We start from the raw sequence: 17,585 nt of genomic DNA on the forward strand, positions 1-17,585 counted from the left end.
AGAAAGCCCATGCAAAAGATCACCTTCCCCCTGCAAGACCACCCTTATGTGGAACTGAACCAGCTACTCAAGCTCTGCGGCCTGTGCGACAGCGGCGGCGCCGGCAAGCAACTGGTGGCCGAGGGGCATGTGCGGGTCGATGGCAAACCCGAAAGCCGCAAGACCTGCAAGATCACCGCTGGCCAGAAGGTCAGCCTGGGCGACGTGCAGATCACGGTCGTGGCGCAATGAGCCACCAGCCGCAGGCCGAGGAACTGCTCAGCTTCTGGTTCGGCCCCGACTGGGACCGCCTGCCGGCGCACCAGGTGGCCGAACGCCAGAAAGCCCTGTGGTGGAGCAAGAACCCCGAGACCGACGCCCTGTGCCGCACGCGCTTCGCGCCGCTGGTGCAGGACGCGGCCGCCAACCGGCTCGCCGACTGGGCCGATGCGCCACGTTCGCTGCTGGCCCTGGTGCTGCTGCTGGACCAGTTGCCACGCAACATCTACCGCGACACCCCGCAAGCCTTCGCCTTCGACGAACTGGCGCGCCAGTGCACCCACCTGGCCCTGGCCATGGGCGTGGAGCAGGAACTGCCGGCCATCGCCCGCGTCTTCCTCTACCTGCCGCTGGAGCATTCCGAAGACATCGACGACCAGCACTACGTAGTGCAGCTCATGGGCGCGCTGGCCAAGGCGGCCCAGGGCGAGGACAAGCCAGCCTTCGACGGCTATGCCGACTATGCCCGGCGGCACCTGGCCGTCATCGAGCGCTTTGGCCGCTTCCCGCACCGCAACCGCATCCTGGGACGCGCCTCCAGCGCCGAGGAAAGCGAATTCCTGAAGCAGCCCGGCTCCTCGTTCTGAACTTTTCGATAGCGGACCACTGAAAGCGCCTCCGGCTGGAGGCGCTTTGCGCTTTTGCCTACACTCGCGGCTTTCCATGGAGGAATGCCGCATGCGTGCGCCTGCCCTTGTCTCCGGTTTTTCCCTGATCGAAGTGCTGGTGGCCATGCTGGTCGTGGGCAGCGGCGCGCTGGCCATGGTCATGCTGCAACTGCATGCCCTGCGCAGCAGCCACGACAGCGCCCTGCACGCCCGCGCTACCCTCATGGCGCAGGAACTGGCCGAACTGCGCGCCGCCCTGGCGCCCGGCCCGGGCCTGGCCGATCCCACCCTGTTTGCATTCGACGGTGATCGCGCTCCGAACTCGCACATCACCTGCAGCGACGCCCCATGCAGCGCCGCCGACTTCGCCAGCGCAGCCATCGCCGAATGGAGCGCACGCCTGGCGCGCGAGTTTCCCGCTGCACGGGTGGCGGTGTGCCGTGATGGTAGCGCGACGCCACAACAAGGCTGGTCCTGCGACCACGACGCCGCTGCTCCGGTGCTCTTCAGGCTCTCCTGGCGGCGGCCCGGAACGGCCAGCGCGGCCGCTCTGCCGATGCTGACCCTGGTGCTGGGCCACTGATGCGCGGGCCATCGTCTCCGCAAAAGCAGGCTGGCCTCACGCTGGTCGAATTGATGGTGGCGCTGGCCGTGGGCCTGCTGGTGGTGCTGGCCGCAGGGATGTTGCTGCAACAGGCCCGCGAAAGCTACGAAGACATCGACGACGCCAGCCGCGTCAACGAGACCGGCCGCCTGGTGCTGGATCACCTGCAGCAAGCACTGCGCCAGGCCGGCCACCTGCCTTGGGAAGACATCCGCCAGTCACCGGCGCTGGCCGCCGGCCTGCGCGGAGTGGACGACAGCCGCCAGGCCGAACTCCACGATCCGGCAGCCGGCCAGTTCGGCGGCAGCACCGGCGATGGCCTGCATCACAGCGACCTGCTGATGCTGGGCCTGTTCGGCGCAGCGCCTGCCAGCCGCGCCCAGGTCGGCAACTGCAGCGGTGCGCCGGCCCCCACCGGTCCCCTGGAAGAGCCCGCGCGTCACTGGATGATCTACTACATCGCCGCCGGTTCCAGCGGCGAACCCGAACTGCGTTGCCGCTACCAGGGCCGCCATGGTGTGTGGACTTCCGACGCCATCGCCCGTGGCGTGGAAGCCATGCAGTTGCGCTACGCCATCGACAGCGATAGCGACGGCGCGCCCGATCAATGGCGCGATGCCTCCGCCATGCAGGCAGCGCAGTGGTCCCAGGTGGTGCTGGTGCAGATTGCGCTGCTGGTGCGCGGCGAGCGGCAGCGGCAGCGCGCCGCCACCACCAGTCCGCGCCGCTACGAACTGCTGGCCGCGCCCACGCCTGCCCCACCCGGCTGGACCGTGAACGCCGCCCCCGGCGAGGACAGGCGGCGCGCCGTCTTCCGCGCCACGGTCTTGCTGCGCAACCTGCGCTCCCCTGGAGCAGGCCCATGAAACCCACGCGCCAGCGCGGCGCCACGCTGATGATCGCGCTCACCCTGTTGAGCCTGATCCTGTTGCTGGGTGCAGCGGCGACCTCGCTGCTGTTGCTCTCCGAGCATGCCGCCCGCAATCACGCCGAATACGCCCAGGCCCATCTGGCCGCCCAGGCCGCGCTGGACGATGCCTGCCTCGACCTGCGCCAGGGGCGTACGCCCAGCAAGGATGCCGCCGCGCCGGAGACGGGCTGCCGCCATGACCCCGCAGGGGCAGGCTGGTGCCGGGGACGAGCGCACCGTAGTGCCTGGCAAAGTGCGCAGTTGCATGGCGCACAGGCCATCTCGGCGCAGTACGGCCAGTTCACCGGACGGCGCTTCCCCGCTCTGCCGGGTATAAGCCCACCGCGCTACCTGATCGAGCAGCTGACCGACGGCGCTGCCGCCACCGGTGCTGACGACACGACCAACACGACCAGTGCACTGTACCGCCTCAACGCCATCGGCAATGGCCGTGATGGCGCGCAGGTGGCGCTGCAGGCGCTGGTGCGGCATCCCGACCCGCACGCAGCGCCTGCCAGTTGCCGCAGCCTGGCCTGGCGCACGCTTTTCCTTCCCGACATGGAGTGAGCATGACACCCTTCCCGCCCCCTTTCCTCTTGATCCGCCGGCTTCACCGCCAGCCAGGCTTCACCCTGACCGAACTGATGGCCGCCCTGGTGGTGGTGATGGTGCTGGGCGGACTGAGCTGGAGCAGCTACCAGCACGCCGTCCTGAAAGCGCGCCGCGCCGAAGGCCGCGCCGCCCTGCTGCAAGTACTGCTGCAACAGGAGCGCCAGTTCGCCTACCAGCAGCGCTACCAGGCCTTCGAGCCCGCCCAGGGCGTGCCGAGAGAGAGCGACGACTTCAAATGGTATTCCGGCGGCACGCCCCAGACCAGCGCCTACGCCCTCTCAGCGCGCGCCTGCGACGGCGCCGCGCTGGACAGCTGCGTGCTGGTGACGGCCACCCCGGGCGGCCCCGGCGTCCATGCCGGTTTCAGCGACAGCGCCTGCGGCCGGCTCCACGCCGACAGTCGCGGCGGCCGCAGCGCCGATGGACCGGACTGCTGGTGAGCGCATGGACGCGCGCGGCTTCACGCTCATCGAGCTGATGGTGGTGCTGCTCATCGCCAGCCTGCTGCTGGCCGCAGGCGTGCCGGCGCTACAGCAGGCCGCGGCCGAACAGCGACTGGTCGCCGCCGCCAACCAGTTCTTTCACGGCGTGAGCCTGGCGCGTGCGCAGGCGCTGCGCCACGCCCGCCGCGCCGAGATGCGCCCCAGCGACGGCTTGCATTGGGAGCGCGGATGGCAGATCGAGGTCGGCCAGCGCGTGCTGCGGCGCGAGCCGGCGCTGCCCGCCGGCATCAGCGTGGCCCATACCGCCGGCGGCGAAGTGCTGGGCTACCAGCCCAACGGCCAACCGCTCACGCGCGGCAGCTGGCACTTCAGCAGCGACGGGCGCAGTCGCGTGGTGGTGATCAATTTCCTGGGCCGTGCGCGGGTCTGCAATCCCGCCAGGGAGACCCAGTGCAGCAAGGCCGAGCTTGACTGAGCCGGTCTTGCCGCCTGGCCAAAGGCGTGTATATTGGCGGGCATCGCCCGGCCCGCCTGGGCAGCTTTCTCTATCGCCCATGACTTCCATCATCGAACCGCTCTACCAATTCGACATCGAGAACGACCAGCAGGCCATGGCACTGGCCCTGATCCAGGCCGGCTTCGGCATGCTCGACACCACGCCCAATCCGCGTGTGGGCTGCGTCATCGTCAAGGACCAGCGCATCATCGGCGCCGGCTTCACCCAGCCGCCCGGCGGCAACCACGCCGAGATCCAGGCCATGGCCGACGCCGCCGCGCGCGGCCACGAGGTGCGCGGCGCGACCGTCTACGTCACCCTGGAACCCTGCAGCCACTTCGGCCGCACCCCGCCCTGCGCCGACGCCCTCATCCGAGCCGGCGTGGCGCGGGTGGTCGCGGCCATCGCCGACCCCAACCCCATGGTGGCCGGACAGGGCCTGGCGCGCCTGCAGGCCGCCGGCATCGAGGTCAGCTGCGGCCTGCTGGAAGAAGAGGCGCGCGACATCAATATCGGCTTCCTGCACCGCATGCGCACCGGCCGCCCCTGGGTGCGCATGAAGAGCGCCGCCAGCCTGGACGGCAAGACTGCCCTGCACAATGGCGTGAGCCAGTGGATCACCGGCCAGCCCGCCCGTGACGACGGCCACATCTGGCGCGCCCGCGCCTGCGCCATCATGGCCGGCATCGGCACCATCCAGAAGGACGACGCGCAACTGACCGTACGCGCCATCGCGACCCCGCGCCAGCCGCGCCGCATCGTCATCGACAGCAAGCTCATCGTTTCACCCGAGGCGCGAGTGATCCAGGGCGGCAACACCTGGGTCTTCACCGCCACCGACGACCGCGACAAGCGCGCCGCCCTCGAAGCCGAGGGCGCCGAGGTGATCCTGCTGGCCAATGAGCAGGGCAAGGTCGACCTGCCGGGCCTGATGCGCGAACTGGGCCAGCGCCAGATCAATGAATTGCACGTGGAAGCCGGCGCCCGGCTCAATGGCGCATTGCTGCGCGAAGGCTGCGTGGATGAACTGCTGGTCTACCTGGCCCCGTCCCTGATCGGCGATGGCCGCAACATGTTCGAGCTGCCGCCGCTGGAAGACCTGTCGGGCAAGATCGGCATCCGTTTCCATGAGGTCAAGCAGGTCGGGGCGGATTTGCGTATCCTTGCTCGTTTCGAATGATCGTGTTTGGATTTTTCTTTTTTAGATTTTCGTCTCAGGACTGAACCATGTTTACAGGAATCGTCGCCGCCATCGGCACCATCACTTCCGTCACCCCTCTGGCCGCCGGCCCCGACGCTGGCGTGCGCCTGACCATTGACGCCGGCAGCCTGCCCATGGCCGATGTGGGCCTGGGCGATTCGATTGCCCTGAACGGCGCCTGCATGACCGTAGTCGAGAAGACCGCCAATGGTTTCACCGTCGACGTCTCGCGTGAAAGCCTGCGCCTGACCGCAGGCCTGGACGCCCCCGGCGAAGTCAACCTGGAAAAGGCCCTGACCCTGGCCGAGCGCCTGGGCGGCCACCTCGTTTCCGGCCACGTCGATGGCTTGGGCCAGGTGCATTCCTTCGAGCCGGTGGGCGAATCGCGCGAGCTGATCGTCGATGCTCCCAAGGCGCTGGGCAAGTACCTCGCCTACAAGGGATCGATCGTGGTCAATGGGGTGTCGCTGACGGTCAACCGCGTGGAAGACCTGGCTGAAGCCTGCCGCTTCTCCATCAACCTGATTCCGCATACGGTGGAAGTGACCACGCTCAAGCATCTGAAGGCGGGTAGCAAGGTCAATCTGGAGATCGATCTGATTGCGCGGTATGTGGAGCGCATGCTGTCGTCCTCGCAAGCTTCCTGATCCCTCGTCTCCCCGCGCAGGCCCCGCGCTGACGGCGGCCTGCGCCTGCCGTTCCTCCCCCACCTCCCCTTCCCTCTCCCTGACACCGCCTCGGCAGCATCGGCCAGCGCCGACTGTTCTTGCATGGCGTGCGCTTTATACCCCAAAGGTATGCAGCATGCCCAAATCGGTCTTGGACACGAGCGCCGCTTTGTTTCTATCATCCCTCCCAGGTCAGACATTGTCAGCTTTCGCCATCCCTTTTCCACGGACTGCATCTTGAATCCCACCCTGCCCGCCACCTCCATCGAAACCGTCGAGGTCCTGCTGCTGGACGTTCCTACCATCCGCCCGCACCGCCTGTCGATGACCACCATGCACCGCCAGACCCTGGTGCTGGTGCGCATCACCGGCAACGATGGCGTGGCCGGCTGGGGCGAGGCGACCACCATCGGCGGCCTGGCCTATGGCGAAGAAAGCCCGGAAAGCATCAAGGTCAACATCGACACCTACATCACGCCGCTGCTGCTGGGTGCCGATGCCAACCAGGTTGCCGCCCGCATGCATCAGATCGATGAACACGTGCAAGGCAACCGCTTCGCCAAGTGCGCTATCGAGACGGCGCTCTCGGATGCGCTGGCACGCCGCCTGGGCGTGCCCTTGTCCACGCTCTTCGGTGGCCGCGTACGCGACAGCCTGCCCATCGCCTGGACCCTGGCCAGCGGCGACACTGCCCGCGACATCGACGAGGCCGAGAAGATGCTGGCCCAGCGCCGTCACAACATCTTCAAGCTCAAGATCGGCGCGCGCACGGTGCAGCAGGATTGCGCCCACGTGGCCGCCATCAAGCGCGCCCTGGGCGAGCGCGGCAGCGTGCGCGTGGATGTGAACCAGGCCTGGACCGAGACCGAGGCCATGCTGGGCATGCAGCTGCTGGCCGACGCCGGCGTGGACCTGGTGGAACAGCCCATCGCCGCCAGCAATCACGATGGCCTGGGCCGCCTGCGCCAGAAGAACCGCATCGCCATCATGGCCGATGAAAGCCTGCACGGCCCGCAGGACGCCTACCAGCTGGCGCGCGTCGGTGCAGCTGACGTGTTCGCCGTGAAGATCAACCAGTCCGGTGGACTGGCCGGTGCGCAGCAGGTGGCCGCCATCGCCAGCGCCGCCCAGGTCGAACTGTATGGCGGCACCATGCTGGAAGGCGCCATCGGCACCATGGCATCGGCCCAGCTGTTTGCCACCTTCGGCACGCTGGCCTGGGGCAGCGAACTGTTCGGCCCGCTGCTGCTGACCGAAGAAATCCTGGCCACGCCGCTGCGTTATCGTGACTTCGCCCTGGAATTGCCGACCGGTCCAGGTCTGGGCATTACCCTGGATGAGGATCGCGTCAACGCCCTGCGCCGCGACCGCAAGACCCCGCTGGTCTCGCTGGCCTGAAGGCGCAAGCCCGAGACCGGACGGACCGCCCCACCCCACACATATCCAACCAGAGACAGGAGAGACAAAGTGGACAAGAAAGCCATCGACGCCGTACTGCAAAAAATCGAAAGCACCGAACTCGCGGAGGGCAACCAGCGTGTCAAGACCGTGGTCAACCGCCTCGTGCGCGATATTTTTTATACGATTGAAGAACTGGATGTGCAGCCGGAAGAATTTTGGGCTGCCGTGGATTATCTGACCTCGGCGGGCAAGTCGGGCGAGTTCGGCCTGATCGCCGCCGGCCTGGGTTTCGAGCACTTCCTGGACCTGCGCATGGATGAAGCCGAAGCGCGCCGTGGCGTGCAGGGCGGCACCCCGCGCACCATCGAAGGTCCGCTGTACGTCTCGGGCGCGCCCGAACAGAAGGGCTTTGCGCGCATGGACAAGGATGAGCAACCGGGCGACACCCTCTTCATGCAGGGCCAGGTCTTCGACGAGCACGGCAAGCCGCTGGCCAATGCGCTGGTGGAAGTCTGGCACGCCAACCACCTGGGCCGCTATTCCTTCTTCGATCCGGACCAGAGCCCCTTCAACCTGCGCTGCTCCATCCGTACCGATGAGCAAGGCCGCTATCGCTTCCGCAGCCGTGTGCCGGTCGGCTACAGCGTGCCGCCGGGCGGCGCGACCGATCGCCTGCTGACCAAGCTGGGCCGTCATGGCAGTCGCCCTGCGCACATCCACTTCTTCGTCACCGTGCCGGGCTATCGCAAGCTGACCACGCAGATCAATATCGCGGGCGATCCCTACCTGTGGGATGACTTCGCCTTCGCCACCCGCGAAGGCCTGGTGCCGGAACTGAAGCACGTCACCGATCCGGCCGAGATCCGCAAGCATGAAGTCGATGCACCCTTCTACGCCATCGAGTTCAACTTCAACCTGCTGCCGGAACAGGCCGACCTGCCCAAGGCTGACATCAATCGGCCGCGATTGGCGGCTTGAGATGGTCGGATGTTGATCTACAAGATTCCCGTTCGGACTGAGTAGGCCCGCAGGGCCGTATCGAAGGCGCGCATGCCTATACCCTCCGCGCCACCTTTGGAGCGCCTTCGATACGCGGCTGCGCCGCTACTCAGTCCGAACGGGGTGAGGTGAGGCAAGACTGAGCAAAGGCCCGCGGTCCAAAGACCATGGAGTACGCCATATCGCTCAGGTATATTCCTGCGCATGCAACTGCGCAATCGTCGCCGCCATGGCGCGCAATCTTTCCAGCAGCACCGACCGGTCATTGGCGCGGAAATTCATGATCACCGGCGAATGCACGCCCTTGTTGGACAAAGGCCGGTACACCACATCCGAACGATGCAAACCCTGCACCGAACGCGGCACCAGGGTCACGCCCACGCCGGCTGCGACGAGACCAATGGCGGTCTGCATCTCGTTGGCTTCCTTGACGATGGACGGACGCAAGGCGCGACTGGAAAAGATGTCCAGCACCTGGTCCGCATAGCTGGGACGCGGTCGCGCCGGATAGAGGATGAAACGTTGCGCTGCCAGCTGCGCCAGCGTCACCTTGCTGCGCGCCAGCAGCGGATGCCCCAGCGGAAACACCGCCACCAGCGGCTCTTCGACGATGGTCTCGCAGATGATGTCGGGATCGCTGATGGGCAAGCGCCCGAAGCCCACGTCGATGCGTCCGGACTTGAGCGCCTCGACCTGTTCCATGGTCACGATTTCCGAAAAACCGATCTCGATCTCCGGCATCTCGGTGCGGAAACGCTTGATCATCTCCGGCAGCAGGCCATACAGGGCCGAAGGCACGAAGCCGATGTTGAACCAGTGCTGCTGCCCACGGGCGATCACGCGCGTGCCCTCCTCGATCTGTTCCAGCCGGGACAATACCTGCAAGGTCTGTTCATAGAAGAACTTGCCCGCCATGGTCAACGCAATCGGACGCGAGGCGCGGTCAATCAGTTCTACCCCCAGCATCTCCTCGAGCTGGCGGATCTGCCGGCTCAGGGGCGGCTGGGCGATGTGCAGCAACTCGGCTGCGCGGCTGAAGCTGAGCGTACTGGCGACGGCATTGAAATACTTGAGATGACGCAGTTCCACTATACCTCCGGGGCATACCATGATGCGGACCTGATATTGTACGTTCTTCCACCAGGCGCCTAGAAACCGCCATCTGACAACGCTCGTCCCCTCAGGTCGCAGCCTCCACCGCACGCATCCACTCCAGGCCTTCTGCCCACGCCGCGGCATCCCCCGCCGCGACTGCCTGCTGGAGCAGCACGCAACGCGCCGCGAGCTGATCGCGGCCCATGGCTTGCAAGCCACCCTGTAGACGATGCAGGATGCGCACCACACGCTCGCTTGCGCGGGCCTGGATGGCCTGCTGCAACTTGCGCTTTTCTTCCGGCCAGCTCTGCCGGAAAGCCTCCAGCAGGATCTTCTCGAGGGGATCGACTACTGGCGGCACAAGCGGCGGCACAAGCGGGGACGCCGGCCGATGCGCCCCGAAACGGGCCAGCACATCCTGCATCTGTTGCAGCGAGCCCGGCTTGGTCAGCAAGGCGTCGAACAGGCCGGGCGGTAAATGCGCCAGGCTGCCTGGCCCGGCAGCCGTGGTGGCGACGATACGCGCATCAGGCTGCAGGTGGCGTACGCGGGTGGCCAGCGAGACACCGTCCAGGCCCGGCATGCCGAGGTCGGTGATGAGCAAGTCGGCGGGCCTCGCCTGCCATTGCGCCAGCGCATCCAGCCCGTCGCGCGCCAGCCGTGGCGAGGCGCACCCCAGCGCCTGCAACTGTTGCTGGATCAATGTCAGATTCACATAGTCATCCTCGACCACCAGCACATCGAGTCCGGCGCTCACCTCCACCGGCGCCGGATCAAGCGTCGTGCGCACGATCTCGGCCTGCTCGGCCAAGGCGCGCAGCCAGGCCTTGCGGTCGAATGCGCTGACTTGCCGCCAGCGGCCCGCAGTGCTGCTGTGGCGGACCACATCGGGGCAGATCAGCACCGCCTTCACCGAGTCACCCTGCACAGCGGCCATGAATTCGTCCACGCAGTCCGGCGCAACCAGATGGATGGCATGAGGATGCGGCATGGCCGGATCGCACCGCTCGGCGCCCCAATAGGCCAGGTAGTCGCCCAGCATGGCCGCCATGGCGGCATCGCGGCAGTGCAGCGCCACGCTCCTGCCCGCCAGCTCAGGCTGCGGCGACACCGCGCCTGAGGCGACGGCAGGCGTCAATGCGATCTCCGCCCCGAAGACGCTGCCCCGGCCCAATTCACTGCCCAGTGTGATGTCGCCCCCCATCAACTCGGCCAGGCGACGGCACAGCGACAGGCCCAGGCCGGTGCCGCCAAAGCGGCGACTGATGCTGTCGTCAGCCTGTTGCAGTGACTTGAAGATGCGCTGACGCGCGCTGGGCGAGACGCCGATGCCGGTATCACTCACTTCGAACCGTACCACCAGCCGTGCGCCTTCGCGGCGCAGCAGCCGCGTCGAGAGCGTGATGCGGCCTTGCGCGGTGAACTTGACGGCATTGCCCACCAGGTTCTGCAAGATCTGCATCAGCCGGCGCGGATCGCCAAGCAAGGCCTGCTCCAGCGCCGCCGAGGGCAGGCACTGGAACGCCAGTCCCTTGTCCAGCGCCAACGGCGCGAACAGTTGCGCGCATTCCTCCAGCAGGTCATTGGCCTGCAGGGCTTCCGAGTCCAGCTTGATGGACTGCGATTCGATCTTGGTGATATCGAGAATATCGTTGACCAGTCCCATGAGCATGTCGAAGGCATGGCGGATCAGCTCGATACGCTGCCGCTGCGGCGGCGACAGCTCTTCGCGCGCCAGCAGTTCCATATGGCCGATGGCGCCGTGCAAGGGCGTGCGGATCTCGTGGCTGACCTGGGCCAGGAACATGGACTTGGCCTGGTTGGCGCGGTCGGCCATGCTCTTGGCTTCGCGCATGAGGGCTTCGTGGGCCTTTTGCATATTGAGGTCGATCATTCCCAGCAGCAGCACGTCCTGGCCGGAAAAGCGGGTGCGCGACCACACCGCGCCCAGGTGACTGACGCCGCCCTCGCGCAAGGGCAGTTCGGCTTCGATCATGGCCTGCTGCAGATCGTCGCCCAGCCGCACCGCCTTGATGATCTGCGAATAGAAGCCGCTGCTGGTCAATGCCGATTGTTCCAGCATCTGCGCAGCCACCGTATTACGCAAGACCACCTCGCCGGAACCGTGCGCATAGACGGCGATACCCACTGGCAATGTATCGATGATGGTCTGGCTGAACTGACGGCTTTCCACCATGGCCAGCGCCTTCTTCTGCAAGGGGCCGATCACGCACCGATCGAAATAGAGCGTGGCGGCCCAGACGAAGAGCAGGGCAAACAGTCCCCAGAACGCGCCGGTGGTGAAGTCGCCGCGCAGACCGGCCAGCACGTCGCGCAAGGTAAAGGTATAGACCACCACCCAGTCCGGACCTTCGATGGTCTGGGCGATGAAGAAGCTGCCATCGTCATGGAAGTGGCCGGCATGGTCGTGCGGGTCCATGTCGCGCCGCACATGTTCCTGGATGTGCCGCATGAGCGTCGCATCGATGGGGCTGTCTGGCTCGCTGAGCAGGCGGGCGCTGCCCTGCCCTTCAAAGACGAACAGTCCGGGCAGCTCTTCGTTCTTCATGAAGAACTGCCGGAACTGGCTGGCCGGCACCGAGAAGACGGCGGTAGCCTCGTCGCCCTTGTCCAGGGCAATGCGCACGGCCAGACGGGTCACGGCCTGGCGCACCAGTGGCGCGCTCAGCGCCGGGCTCATCCACAGGAAACGCTGCCCGCTGCTGCCCTGGGCGCGGGCAGCGCGCTCACGCTCGGCGGCAAAGGCAGCGTTGACGGGGGCGCTCATGGCGCTGATGAAGGCAGCGACGCCCTGCTGCCGGACCTCGGCCTGCTCGGCCTGTTCCAGCGGCGGCGACACCGCCAGGAAGGCCGCATCAGCGGTGTAGATGAAGCCATCCAGGGTCACGCCAGGCTCCGCAGGATTGAACATGGGCAAGGCCGACGCCTGGCGCAGCAACAGCAGCAGGCTGGCCAGGCGCATGCGGTCGGCGGCCGCCTCACGACGCACCAGCAGCGAAAACGGCACCACCGTCAGATTGGCCGGACTGTCGCTGATTTGCTCGCTGCCCACGGGATCGGTATAGGCATCCAGGGCCAGCAGTTCCTTCTTGTACAAATGCTGCAGACGGCCATACATCTCGGCAAACTGGTTCACCCGCGCGGTGAGTCGGTCCACCTCAGCCTTGATCTGCTCGCGCTTGCTGGTGAAGGTGCCGATCTGGCGTTCGCGGAACTGCGAAAAGGCGCTGTAGCCAAGAAACAGCATGGCGCACAGGATGGCGACCGAGAGCAGGCCGGCGCAGCCATAGAGCAGGCGGCGATAATAGCGCTCCGACAAGGCGAGGATCTGGCGCGGCATGGGGTGGCTGGGCGGCTCGGGGGATTGCGTCGCTCAGTGGCCCAGGCTCTGGAACACCCGGCTCAGTTCGACGTCGTTGCTCACGCCCAGCTTCTTCATGGCCGCTACCTTCTGGTTACTGATGGTCTTGGGGCTGCGCTTGAGACGCTCGGCAATGGCGGCGATGGACATGCCCTGGCAGATCATGCGCGCCACCACCAGCTCGCGCTCGGAGAGCTGTCCCAGTCCGGTCTGGCGCGAATGGACGCTGTAGAGGCTACCCAGCAACGAGGCCGACAGGGACTGCGGCAGATACACCTGCCCGGCCTGCACGCAATAGATCGCTTGCGGCAGGTTCACGAAGTCGGTGCGGTTCTTGCCGATGAATCCGGCTGCGCCCAGTTCCAGCGCGCTGGAGATGATCTGTGGCTGGGCATGGGCGCTGAGGAAGATGATCTTCAGCTCAGGATGATGGCGGCGCAGCCGCTTGAGCAAGTCCAGGCCATCGGCCTGCGGGTCATCGTCGAAGGCATAGTCGCACAAGAGCACATCGATGGGCGTCTGCGCCAGGCAGGTCATGAGCTGCGCGATGCTCTCGGCGGAAAAGGCCAGTTGCATGTCCGGGCAAGGGGACAGGATCGCCTCTATCCCGCGCAGCACAACCGGATAATCATCGGCAATGCCTACCCGTATCATCGTTTCCCTGCTCGCCATGATGCTGCTCCCTCTTTGCTGGCACTGGTTCTCGTGCGCTGGACGGGGCAAGTTTTGCGGGCCAGACGGCGTTGCACCATCTGCCCCAGGAAATCTGCCGCCGCCAGCGGCCTGGCGAAATAATATCCCTGGAAACGCCGCACGCCGATGCTGCGCAGCCATTGCCATTGCGCCAATGTTTCCACGCCCTCGGCGGTCACGCTGGCATTGAAGACGGCGGCCAGGGCGACGATCTTTTCGACCAGGCGACTGTACAGGGAATCGGCAGGCGTGGCAGCAACAAATGAACGATCCAGCTTCAGGCAACTGATGCGCCCGCTGGCGAGCTGGTGCAGGCGCGCGTCACCGATGCCGAAATCATCCAGCGCCACTGCAATGTCGGCCTGTTCACACTGGGAGAACAGGCGGCGGCAATGCGCGGGGGCTATATCGCCGCCGCGCTCGGGCATCTCTATCATCAGCCGCAACCTGGCCTGCTGCATGGTATGCAACAACGCCTCGCACTGAGACACCAGCGCGTCGCCCCGCAATTGGTCGGCGCAGGCATTGAAGGAGAGAAAGAACGGCTGGCGCAGCGCCAGGCCGGCTCCCGTCCAGCTCATGGACAATTGTTGCAGCATCTGGCGCGTGGCGGCGGCCAGCAAACCCTGTTCGGCCAGCCGGTCGATGAACACGCCAGGCACCTGCAGCCCCGCCTGCGGATGCTGCCAGCGCATCAGTATCTCGGCCCCCTGCCAGCGGCCCGCGGCGCAGACGATAGGTTGCAGGAAGGGATGGAACTGGCGCTCACGCAAGGCCTGCAGCAGTTGCGCCCGCGCCATGGGCGGTGCGGTGGGAACGGTGGGAACGGTGGGAAAGGGCATCAGGACTCCATTCACGGAAGGATAGGGGACGCCAGCGTGACCTGCTGTTCATGGGCCAGCCCGCTGTCGTCGATGAGCTGATAACGCAGATGGGCCTCACGCCAGGCATGATCAACGCTGGAGCGCGGCAATGGATAACGCATCTCGCCAAACGGTGGGGCCATCATGTCAGGCCCCTGGCGCGGCGTGTACTGGGCCTGGCCGTCGCTGAGTTGCAAGCCGGCCAGCGAGGCATAGTAGGCGCTGTCATTGCGGCAGACCAGCACCCACTGCCCGGCCTCGCGCTCAAGCCGGAAATGGAGCGCCTCGAACCAGCGCGGGTCCGGATCGGGCAAGCCGGGCGGACGATAGAACACCTTGATCTGGGTATTGAGTCCCAGCAGCATGCGCGATCCCTGCGCAGTCCCGTCGGCGGGCAGTACGGGAATCTCGTAGAGATTGAGCCAGAACACCGACTCGCGTCCGGCAGGCAAGGGATCGCCCGTGTAGAGCAGGCGGACCGCGCTGATCGCCTGGGGCGGCAGCCGCTGCACGCCCGGCATGGCAAACATCGACGAGACCACCGTATCGGGAGCCTGGCTGCCCTCGCCCTGATCGACCCAGCTCTGCAACATGACCGGATAGGCATTGGTATTGGCCACCCGCAGGCGTACTTCGCCGACGCCCTGGCTGAGGACCAGACGGGTACGCTCAGGCATCACGCCAGCCTGGGCCTGCACCAGAGCACACAGCGCCAGCAGCAAAGCGCACCGGAGGAAACGTATCACTGCCGTGCTCCCTGCGCGCCGCTGGGCGCGGCTTCTGCCGGAAGAAATTCGGCCCGCCGCGGCGCAGCCACGCAGGCAGCCTCCAGACGCAGCAGTGCTTGCTCCAGGTCCTGGCCCTGCAGATCGTACTGGAATGTGCAGCGCTCCTGCTGGCCATCGCCCCAGCGCACCAGCAGCCGCGCGCGCGTGGAATCGCTGCGCAGGTAGGCCTGGCTACCCTGCCCGACCATGCCGACCACCTCGCCCTCTTCGGTGAGCACATCGGCGCCCATGGGCAAGGGCGCCCCCTCGTCACGCAGCAGCCTGACCAGCAGGGCGTGGCCGGCGCGTGTCCTGAAACGGAGCTTCAGGGTAGCGCCGGCATAGGGAATCACGATGCGCTGGCTCTCCAGGATCTCGCTCTTGCTGTTGGTCCCTGCACTGGCCAGTTCGACCACGTTGCGCTGATACGCAGACAGCGAAGGCAGCAAGGCAAAGCCATTGCCATCGATCACCGCTCCCTGGCCATTGAAGATGCGCGCGCCCTTGGCGCCAGGGGCTTCGATCAGGGCAAAGGTATCGCCCAGGTAAGGGCCGAAGGTGATGCCGTCGCCATGCACTGCCAGCGCGCCGCGCGCATTGGCGGCGGCTTGCCAGTAATCCCGCCCGCGCGCCAGGTTGAAGTTGAGATCGGCCTTGGACAGGCGCGCGCCCAGATTGCCATTGAGACTATCCTGCTGGCCGCCGCTGGCGTGATTGGCCCCAACGCTGTAGCTGAGCCTGTGGGGTCCGGGCAGCATGCCCGAGACCTGCGATTGCAGTACATCCTGCGCGGCGGTCCTGACCAGCGAAGTGCTCATCACGGGCCGCTCCGCACCGGCTTTACCCAGGGGAATGGAGAGCGACAGCATCACCGACGAGCCAGGGCGGCTGGTCGATGGCAGGCGGCCATCGGCCAGCTCCAGCGCAGATGAGGAAGACGCACTGATCTGCTGTCGCTGGAAGGCCAGGTTCATGCTCATGCCATTGCTCCACATGGTCGAATAGCCGAACTGCATCTGGGTGATGCGGCTGCGGTTGTGATAGAAGGTCTGCGTCAGTCCGGACAGGTACAGCGAACCGGCGCTGCCCAGTTGCTGGCTGACCGACATGTCGAAGCGCGACTGCTGCTGATAGCTGCTCGACGATGCCAGCCACGCCGTTGCCGCGCGATTGCTCTGGCGCTCGCTGAGCACGTCGACCAGCTCGCGGTAGCCTGCCGTCGAGTAGCGATAGCTGGCGATGGAAAACTGCGTTCCGGTGTCTTCGAAGCTGCGCGAATAGGCCAGTCCCAGCATCCAACCACCGCTGTTGCCATGGCCGGTGTCGGCATGCGAATAGCTCAGGTTCAGGCCCAGCGAACCCAGCCTCCCCGCCAGGGTGCTGCCCAGCACCGCCGACTGGTAGCCAGAGGCCAGCCTGAGGCCGACATTGCCGGTGAGGGCATTGCTCAGGCCGCGCTGGTAGAGCGTGTCGAGAAACAGTGCGGCTGTCTCGGTATCACGGGTGCGGCCCAGCGTGAGGCTGTAACGCGAACTTCCGGGCCGCATCGATTCGGGCAGCGCCGAAAATGGCACGCTCAATTGCGCCCGGCTGCCATCGGCTTCGATGACGGTGACGTCGAGGTCGCCGTTGTAGCTGGTCGGATACAGATCATCGATGACGAAGCTGCCCGGCGCGACGGTGGTGCGATAGATCTCACGCCCCTTCTGGCTGACGATGACCAGGGCATTGCTGCGCGCTGTGCCGCGGATGACCGGCGCATAGCCACGCAGGGAATCGGGCAGCATGCGGTCGTCCGAACTGATCTCCACACCCTGATAGGCCAATCCTGAGAGCAGCTTGCCGGTAGTGAAGTTCTCGCCCACGGTCAGCTCGCTGCGCCAGGCCGGCAGGGCGCGCTTGGCATAGGTGCGCACCGGGTTCCAGGCCAGTCCGGCCTGGCTGTCGTAGCGCATGCTGCCCTGCTGGCGCAAGCGCCACAGGCCCAGGTTGACGCCACTGTTGGTGAAGCCATAGGTAGCGCTGTTGCTGGACTGCGCGACCCGCGAATAGTACTGGCTGATGCTGTAGTTGACGAAGCCGATGGACTGCCCGGCATCATAGAGGTCAGGATCGACGTAGCCGCGCGCCACCTGCTTGAGCTGGGACTGCGGCACACTGACATTGAGGCGCAGGTCCGCGATCTCGAACACGGCGCTGGCGCCGCTGGCCAGTTCCTCGATACGGGCGCATTCGCGCTGGCCCAGTTGCCCCAGCAGCTCCGGCCGCAGGTTCAGCAGCGCTGCATCCTGTGCGGTAAAGCAGGCCGCCACGCCCTGTCCTTCAAACAGGTCGAAGCGCAGCGAACGGCGATGACTGAACACGCCATTGAGGAAGACATCCACACTGTAGCGGCCAGGTTCGATCGTGCCGGGACGGTTGAAGCGAGCGAGGCTGCCCTTATTGATGGGTGAGGCCAGTTCCAGCGCCTCCAGGAACAGGTACTGCTCCTGCTGCGCCGCAGCCGCTGGCGTGAGCGTCCAGGCCATACCGGCCGTGATGGCCGCACCGGCCAGACGCCGTAGTAGTGGATGATGCCGCATGAG

Annotated in this window: 17 protein-coding genes; 11 read left to right on the plus strand and 6 right to left on the minus strand. The window is 66.0% G+C overall.

Annotation, left to right across the window (positions count from 1 at the left end):
• The first annotated feature begins 9 nt into the window (after window positions 1–9).
• The 11 genes from BGK68_RS25935 to catA all read left to right on the plus strand — a co-directional run bounded on the left by BGK68_RS25935 (window position 10) and on the right by catA (window position 8,179).
• Window positions 10–231 carry an RNA-binding S4 domain-containing protein gene (locus BGK68_RS25935; RefSeq protein ID WP_013235588.1) on the plus strand — a complete coding sequence of 74 codons (222 nt, stop codon included), beginning with the start codon at window positions 10–12 and terminating at the stop codon, window positions 229–231.
• Complete coding sequence (locus BGK68_RS25940) at window positions 228–845, plus strand: DUF924 family protein (RefSeq protein WP_075259448.1); 618 nt, start codon at window positions 228–230, stop codon at window positions 843–845. The genes BGK68_RS25935 and BGK68_RS25940 overlap by 4 nt, the downstream gene beginning before the upstream one ends.
• A 91-nt stretch (window positions 846–936) precedes the next feature.
• On the plus strand, window positions 937–1,449 hold the full coding sequence (gene pilV, locus BGK68_RS25945) for a type IV pilus modification protein PilV (protein WP_075259449.1): 513 nt from the start codon (window positions 937–939) through the stop codon (window positions 1,447–1,449).
• Window positions 1,449–2,336, plus strand: a complete 888-nt coding sequence (locus tag BGK68_RS25950) for a PilW family protein (RefSeq protein ID WP_075259450.1) — start codon at window positions 1,449–1,451, stop codon at window positions 2,334–2,336. Before pilV ends, BGK68_RS25950 begins: the two co-directional genes overlap by 1 nt.
• Window positions 2,333–2,947, plus strand: a complete 615-nt coding sequence (locus BGK68_RS25955; protein WP_075259451.1) for a pilus assembly protein — start codon at window positions 2,333–2,335, stop codon at window positions 2,945–2,947. The genes BGK68_RS25950 and BGK68_RS25955 overlap by 4 nt, the downstream gene beginning before the upstream one ends.
• 2 nt (window positions 2,948–2,949) lie before the next feature.
• On the plus strand, window positions 2,950–3,432 hold the full coding sequence (locus tag BGK68_RS25960) for a type IV pilin protein (RefSeq protein WP_075259452.1): 483 nt from the start codon (window positions 2,950–2,952) through the stop codon (window positions 3,430–3,432).
• Entirely contained in the window at window positions 3,413–3,910 is a 498-nt protein-coding gene (locus tag BGK68_RS25965; RefSeq protein WP_231944365.1) for a GspH/FimT family pseudopilin, read from the plus strand. Before BGK68_RS25960 ends, BGK68_RS25965 begins: the two co-directional genes overlap by 20 nt.
• A gap of 79 nt (window positions 3,911–3,989) precedes the next feature.
• Entirely contained in the window at window positions 3,990–5,111 is a 1,122-nt protein-coding gene (gene ribD / locus BGK68_RS25970) for a bifunctional diaminohydroxyphosphoribosylaminopyrimidine deaminase/5-amino-6-(5-phosphoribosylamino)uracil reductase RibD (protein WP_075259453.1), read from the plus strand.
• Window positions 5,112–5,158: 47 nt separating this feature from the next.
• Window positions 5,159–5,779, plus strand: a complete 621-nt coding sequence (locus BGK68_RS25975) for a riboflavin synthase (protein WP_075259454.1) — start codon at window positions 5,159–5,161, stop codon at window positions 5,777–5,779.
• 258 nt (window positions 5,780–6,037) lie between these two features.
• On the plus strand, window positions 6,038–7,198 hold the full coding sequence (locus BGK68_RS25980; protein ID WP_083657904.1) for a muconate/chloromuconate family cycloisomerase: 1,161 nt from the start codon (window positions 6,038–6,040) through the stop codon (window positions 7,196–7,198).
• Between the two features lie 69 nt (window positions 7,199–7,267).
• Window positions 7,268–8,179, plus strand: coding sequence for a catechol 1,2-dioxygenase (catA, locus tag BGK68_RS25985; protein ID WP_075259455.1), 912 nt, complete (start codon window positions 7,268–7,270; stop codon window positions 8,177–8,179).
• A gap of 207 nt (window positions 8,180–8,386) precedes the next feature.
• Here the strand turns inward: catA and BGK68_RS25990 are convergent, their stop codons facing one another.
• The 6 genes from BGK68_RS25990 to BGK68_RS26015 form a co-directional block, all read right to left on the minus strand.
• A complete protein-coding gene (locus BGK68_RS25990; RefSeq protein ID WP_075259456.1) occupies window positions 8,387–9,289 on the minus strand; it encodes a LysR family transcriptional regulator in 903 nt (300 codons plus the stop codon).
• Between the two features lie 91 nt (window positions 9,290–9,380).
• A complete protein-coding gene (locus BGK68_RS25995) occupies window positions 9,381–12,656 on the minus strand; it encodes a hybrid sensor histidine kinase/response regulator (RefSeq protein ID WP_075259457.1) in 3,276 nt (1,091 codons plus the stop codon).
• A gap of 33 nt (window positions 12,657–12,689) precedes the next feature.
• Entirely contained in the window at window positions 12,690–13,349 is a 660-nt protein-coding gene (locus tag BGK68_RS26000) for a response regulator transcription factor (protein WP_069374710.1), read from the minus strand.
• Complete coding sequence (locus tag BGK68_RS26005) at window positions 13,328–14,212, minus strand: EAL domain-containing protein (protein ID WP_083657905.1); 885 nt, start codon at window positions 14,210–14,212, stop codon at window positions 13,328–13,330. Before BGK68_RS26005 ends, BGK68_RS26000 begins: the two co-directional genes overlap by 22 nt.
• 11 nt (window positions 14,213–14,223) lie before the next feature.
• Window positions 14,224–14,979, minus strand: a complete 756-nt coding sequence (locus BGK68_RS26010; RefSeq protein WP_075259458.1) for a fimbrial biogenesis chaperone — start codon at window positions 14,977–14,979, stop codon at window positions 14,224–14,226.
• Window positions 14,976–17,582 (minus strand): fimbria/pilus outer membrane usher protein, encoded by a 2,607-nt coding sequence (locus BGK68_RS26015; protein ID WP_075259459.1) that lies wholly within the window; start codon window positions 17,580–17,582, stop codon window positions 14,976–14,978. Before BGK68_RS26015 ends, BGK68_RS26010 begins: the two co-directional genes overlap by 4 nt.
• Window positions 17,583–17,585 lie beyond the last annotated feature (3 nt).

Origin of the sequence: Herbaspirillum camelliae, from assembly GCF_001929405.1 — a bacterium.
Lineage (GTDB): Bacteria > Pseudomonadota > Gammaproteobacteria > Burkholderiales > Burkholderiaceae_D > Herbaspirillum > Herbaspirillum seropedicae.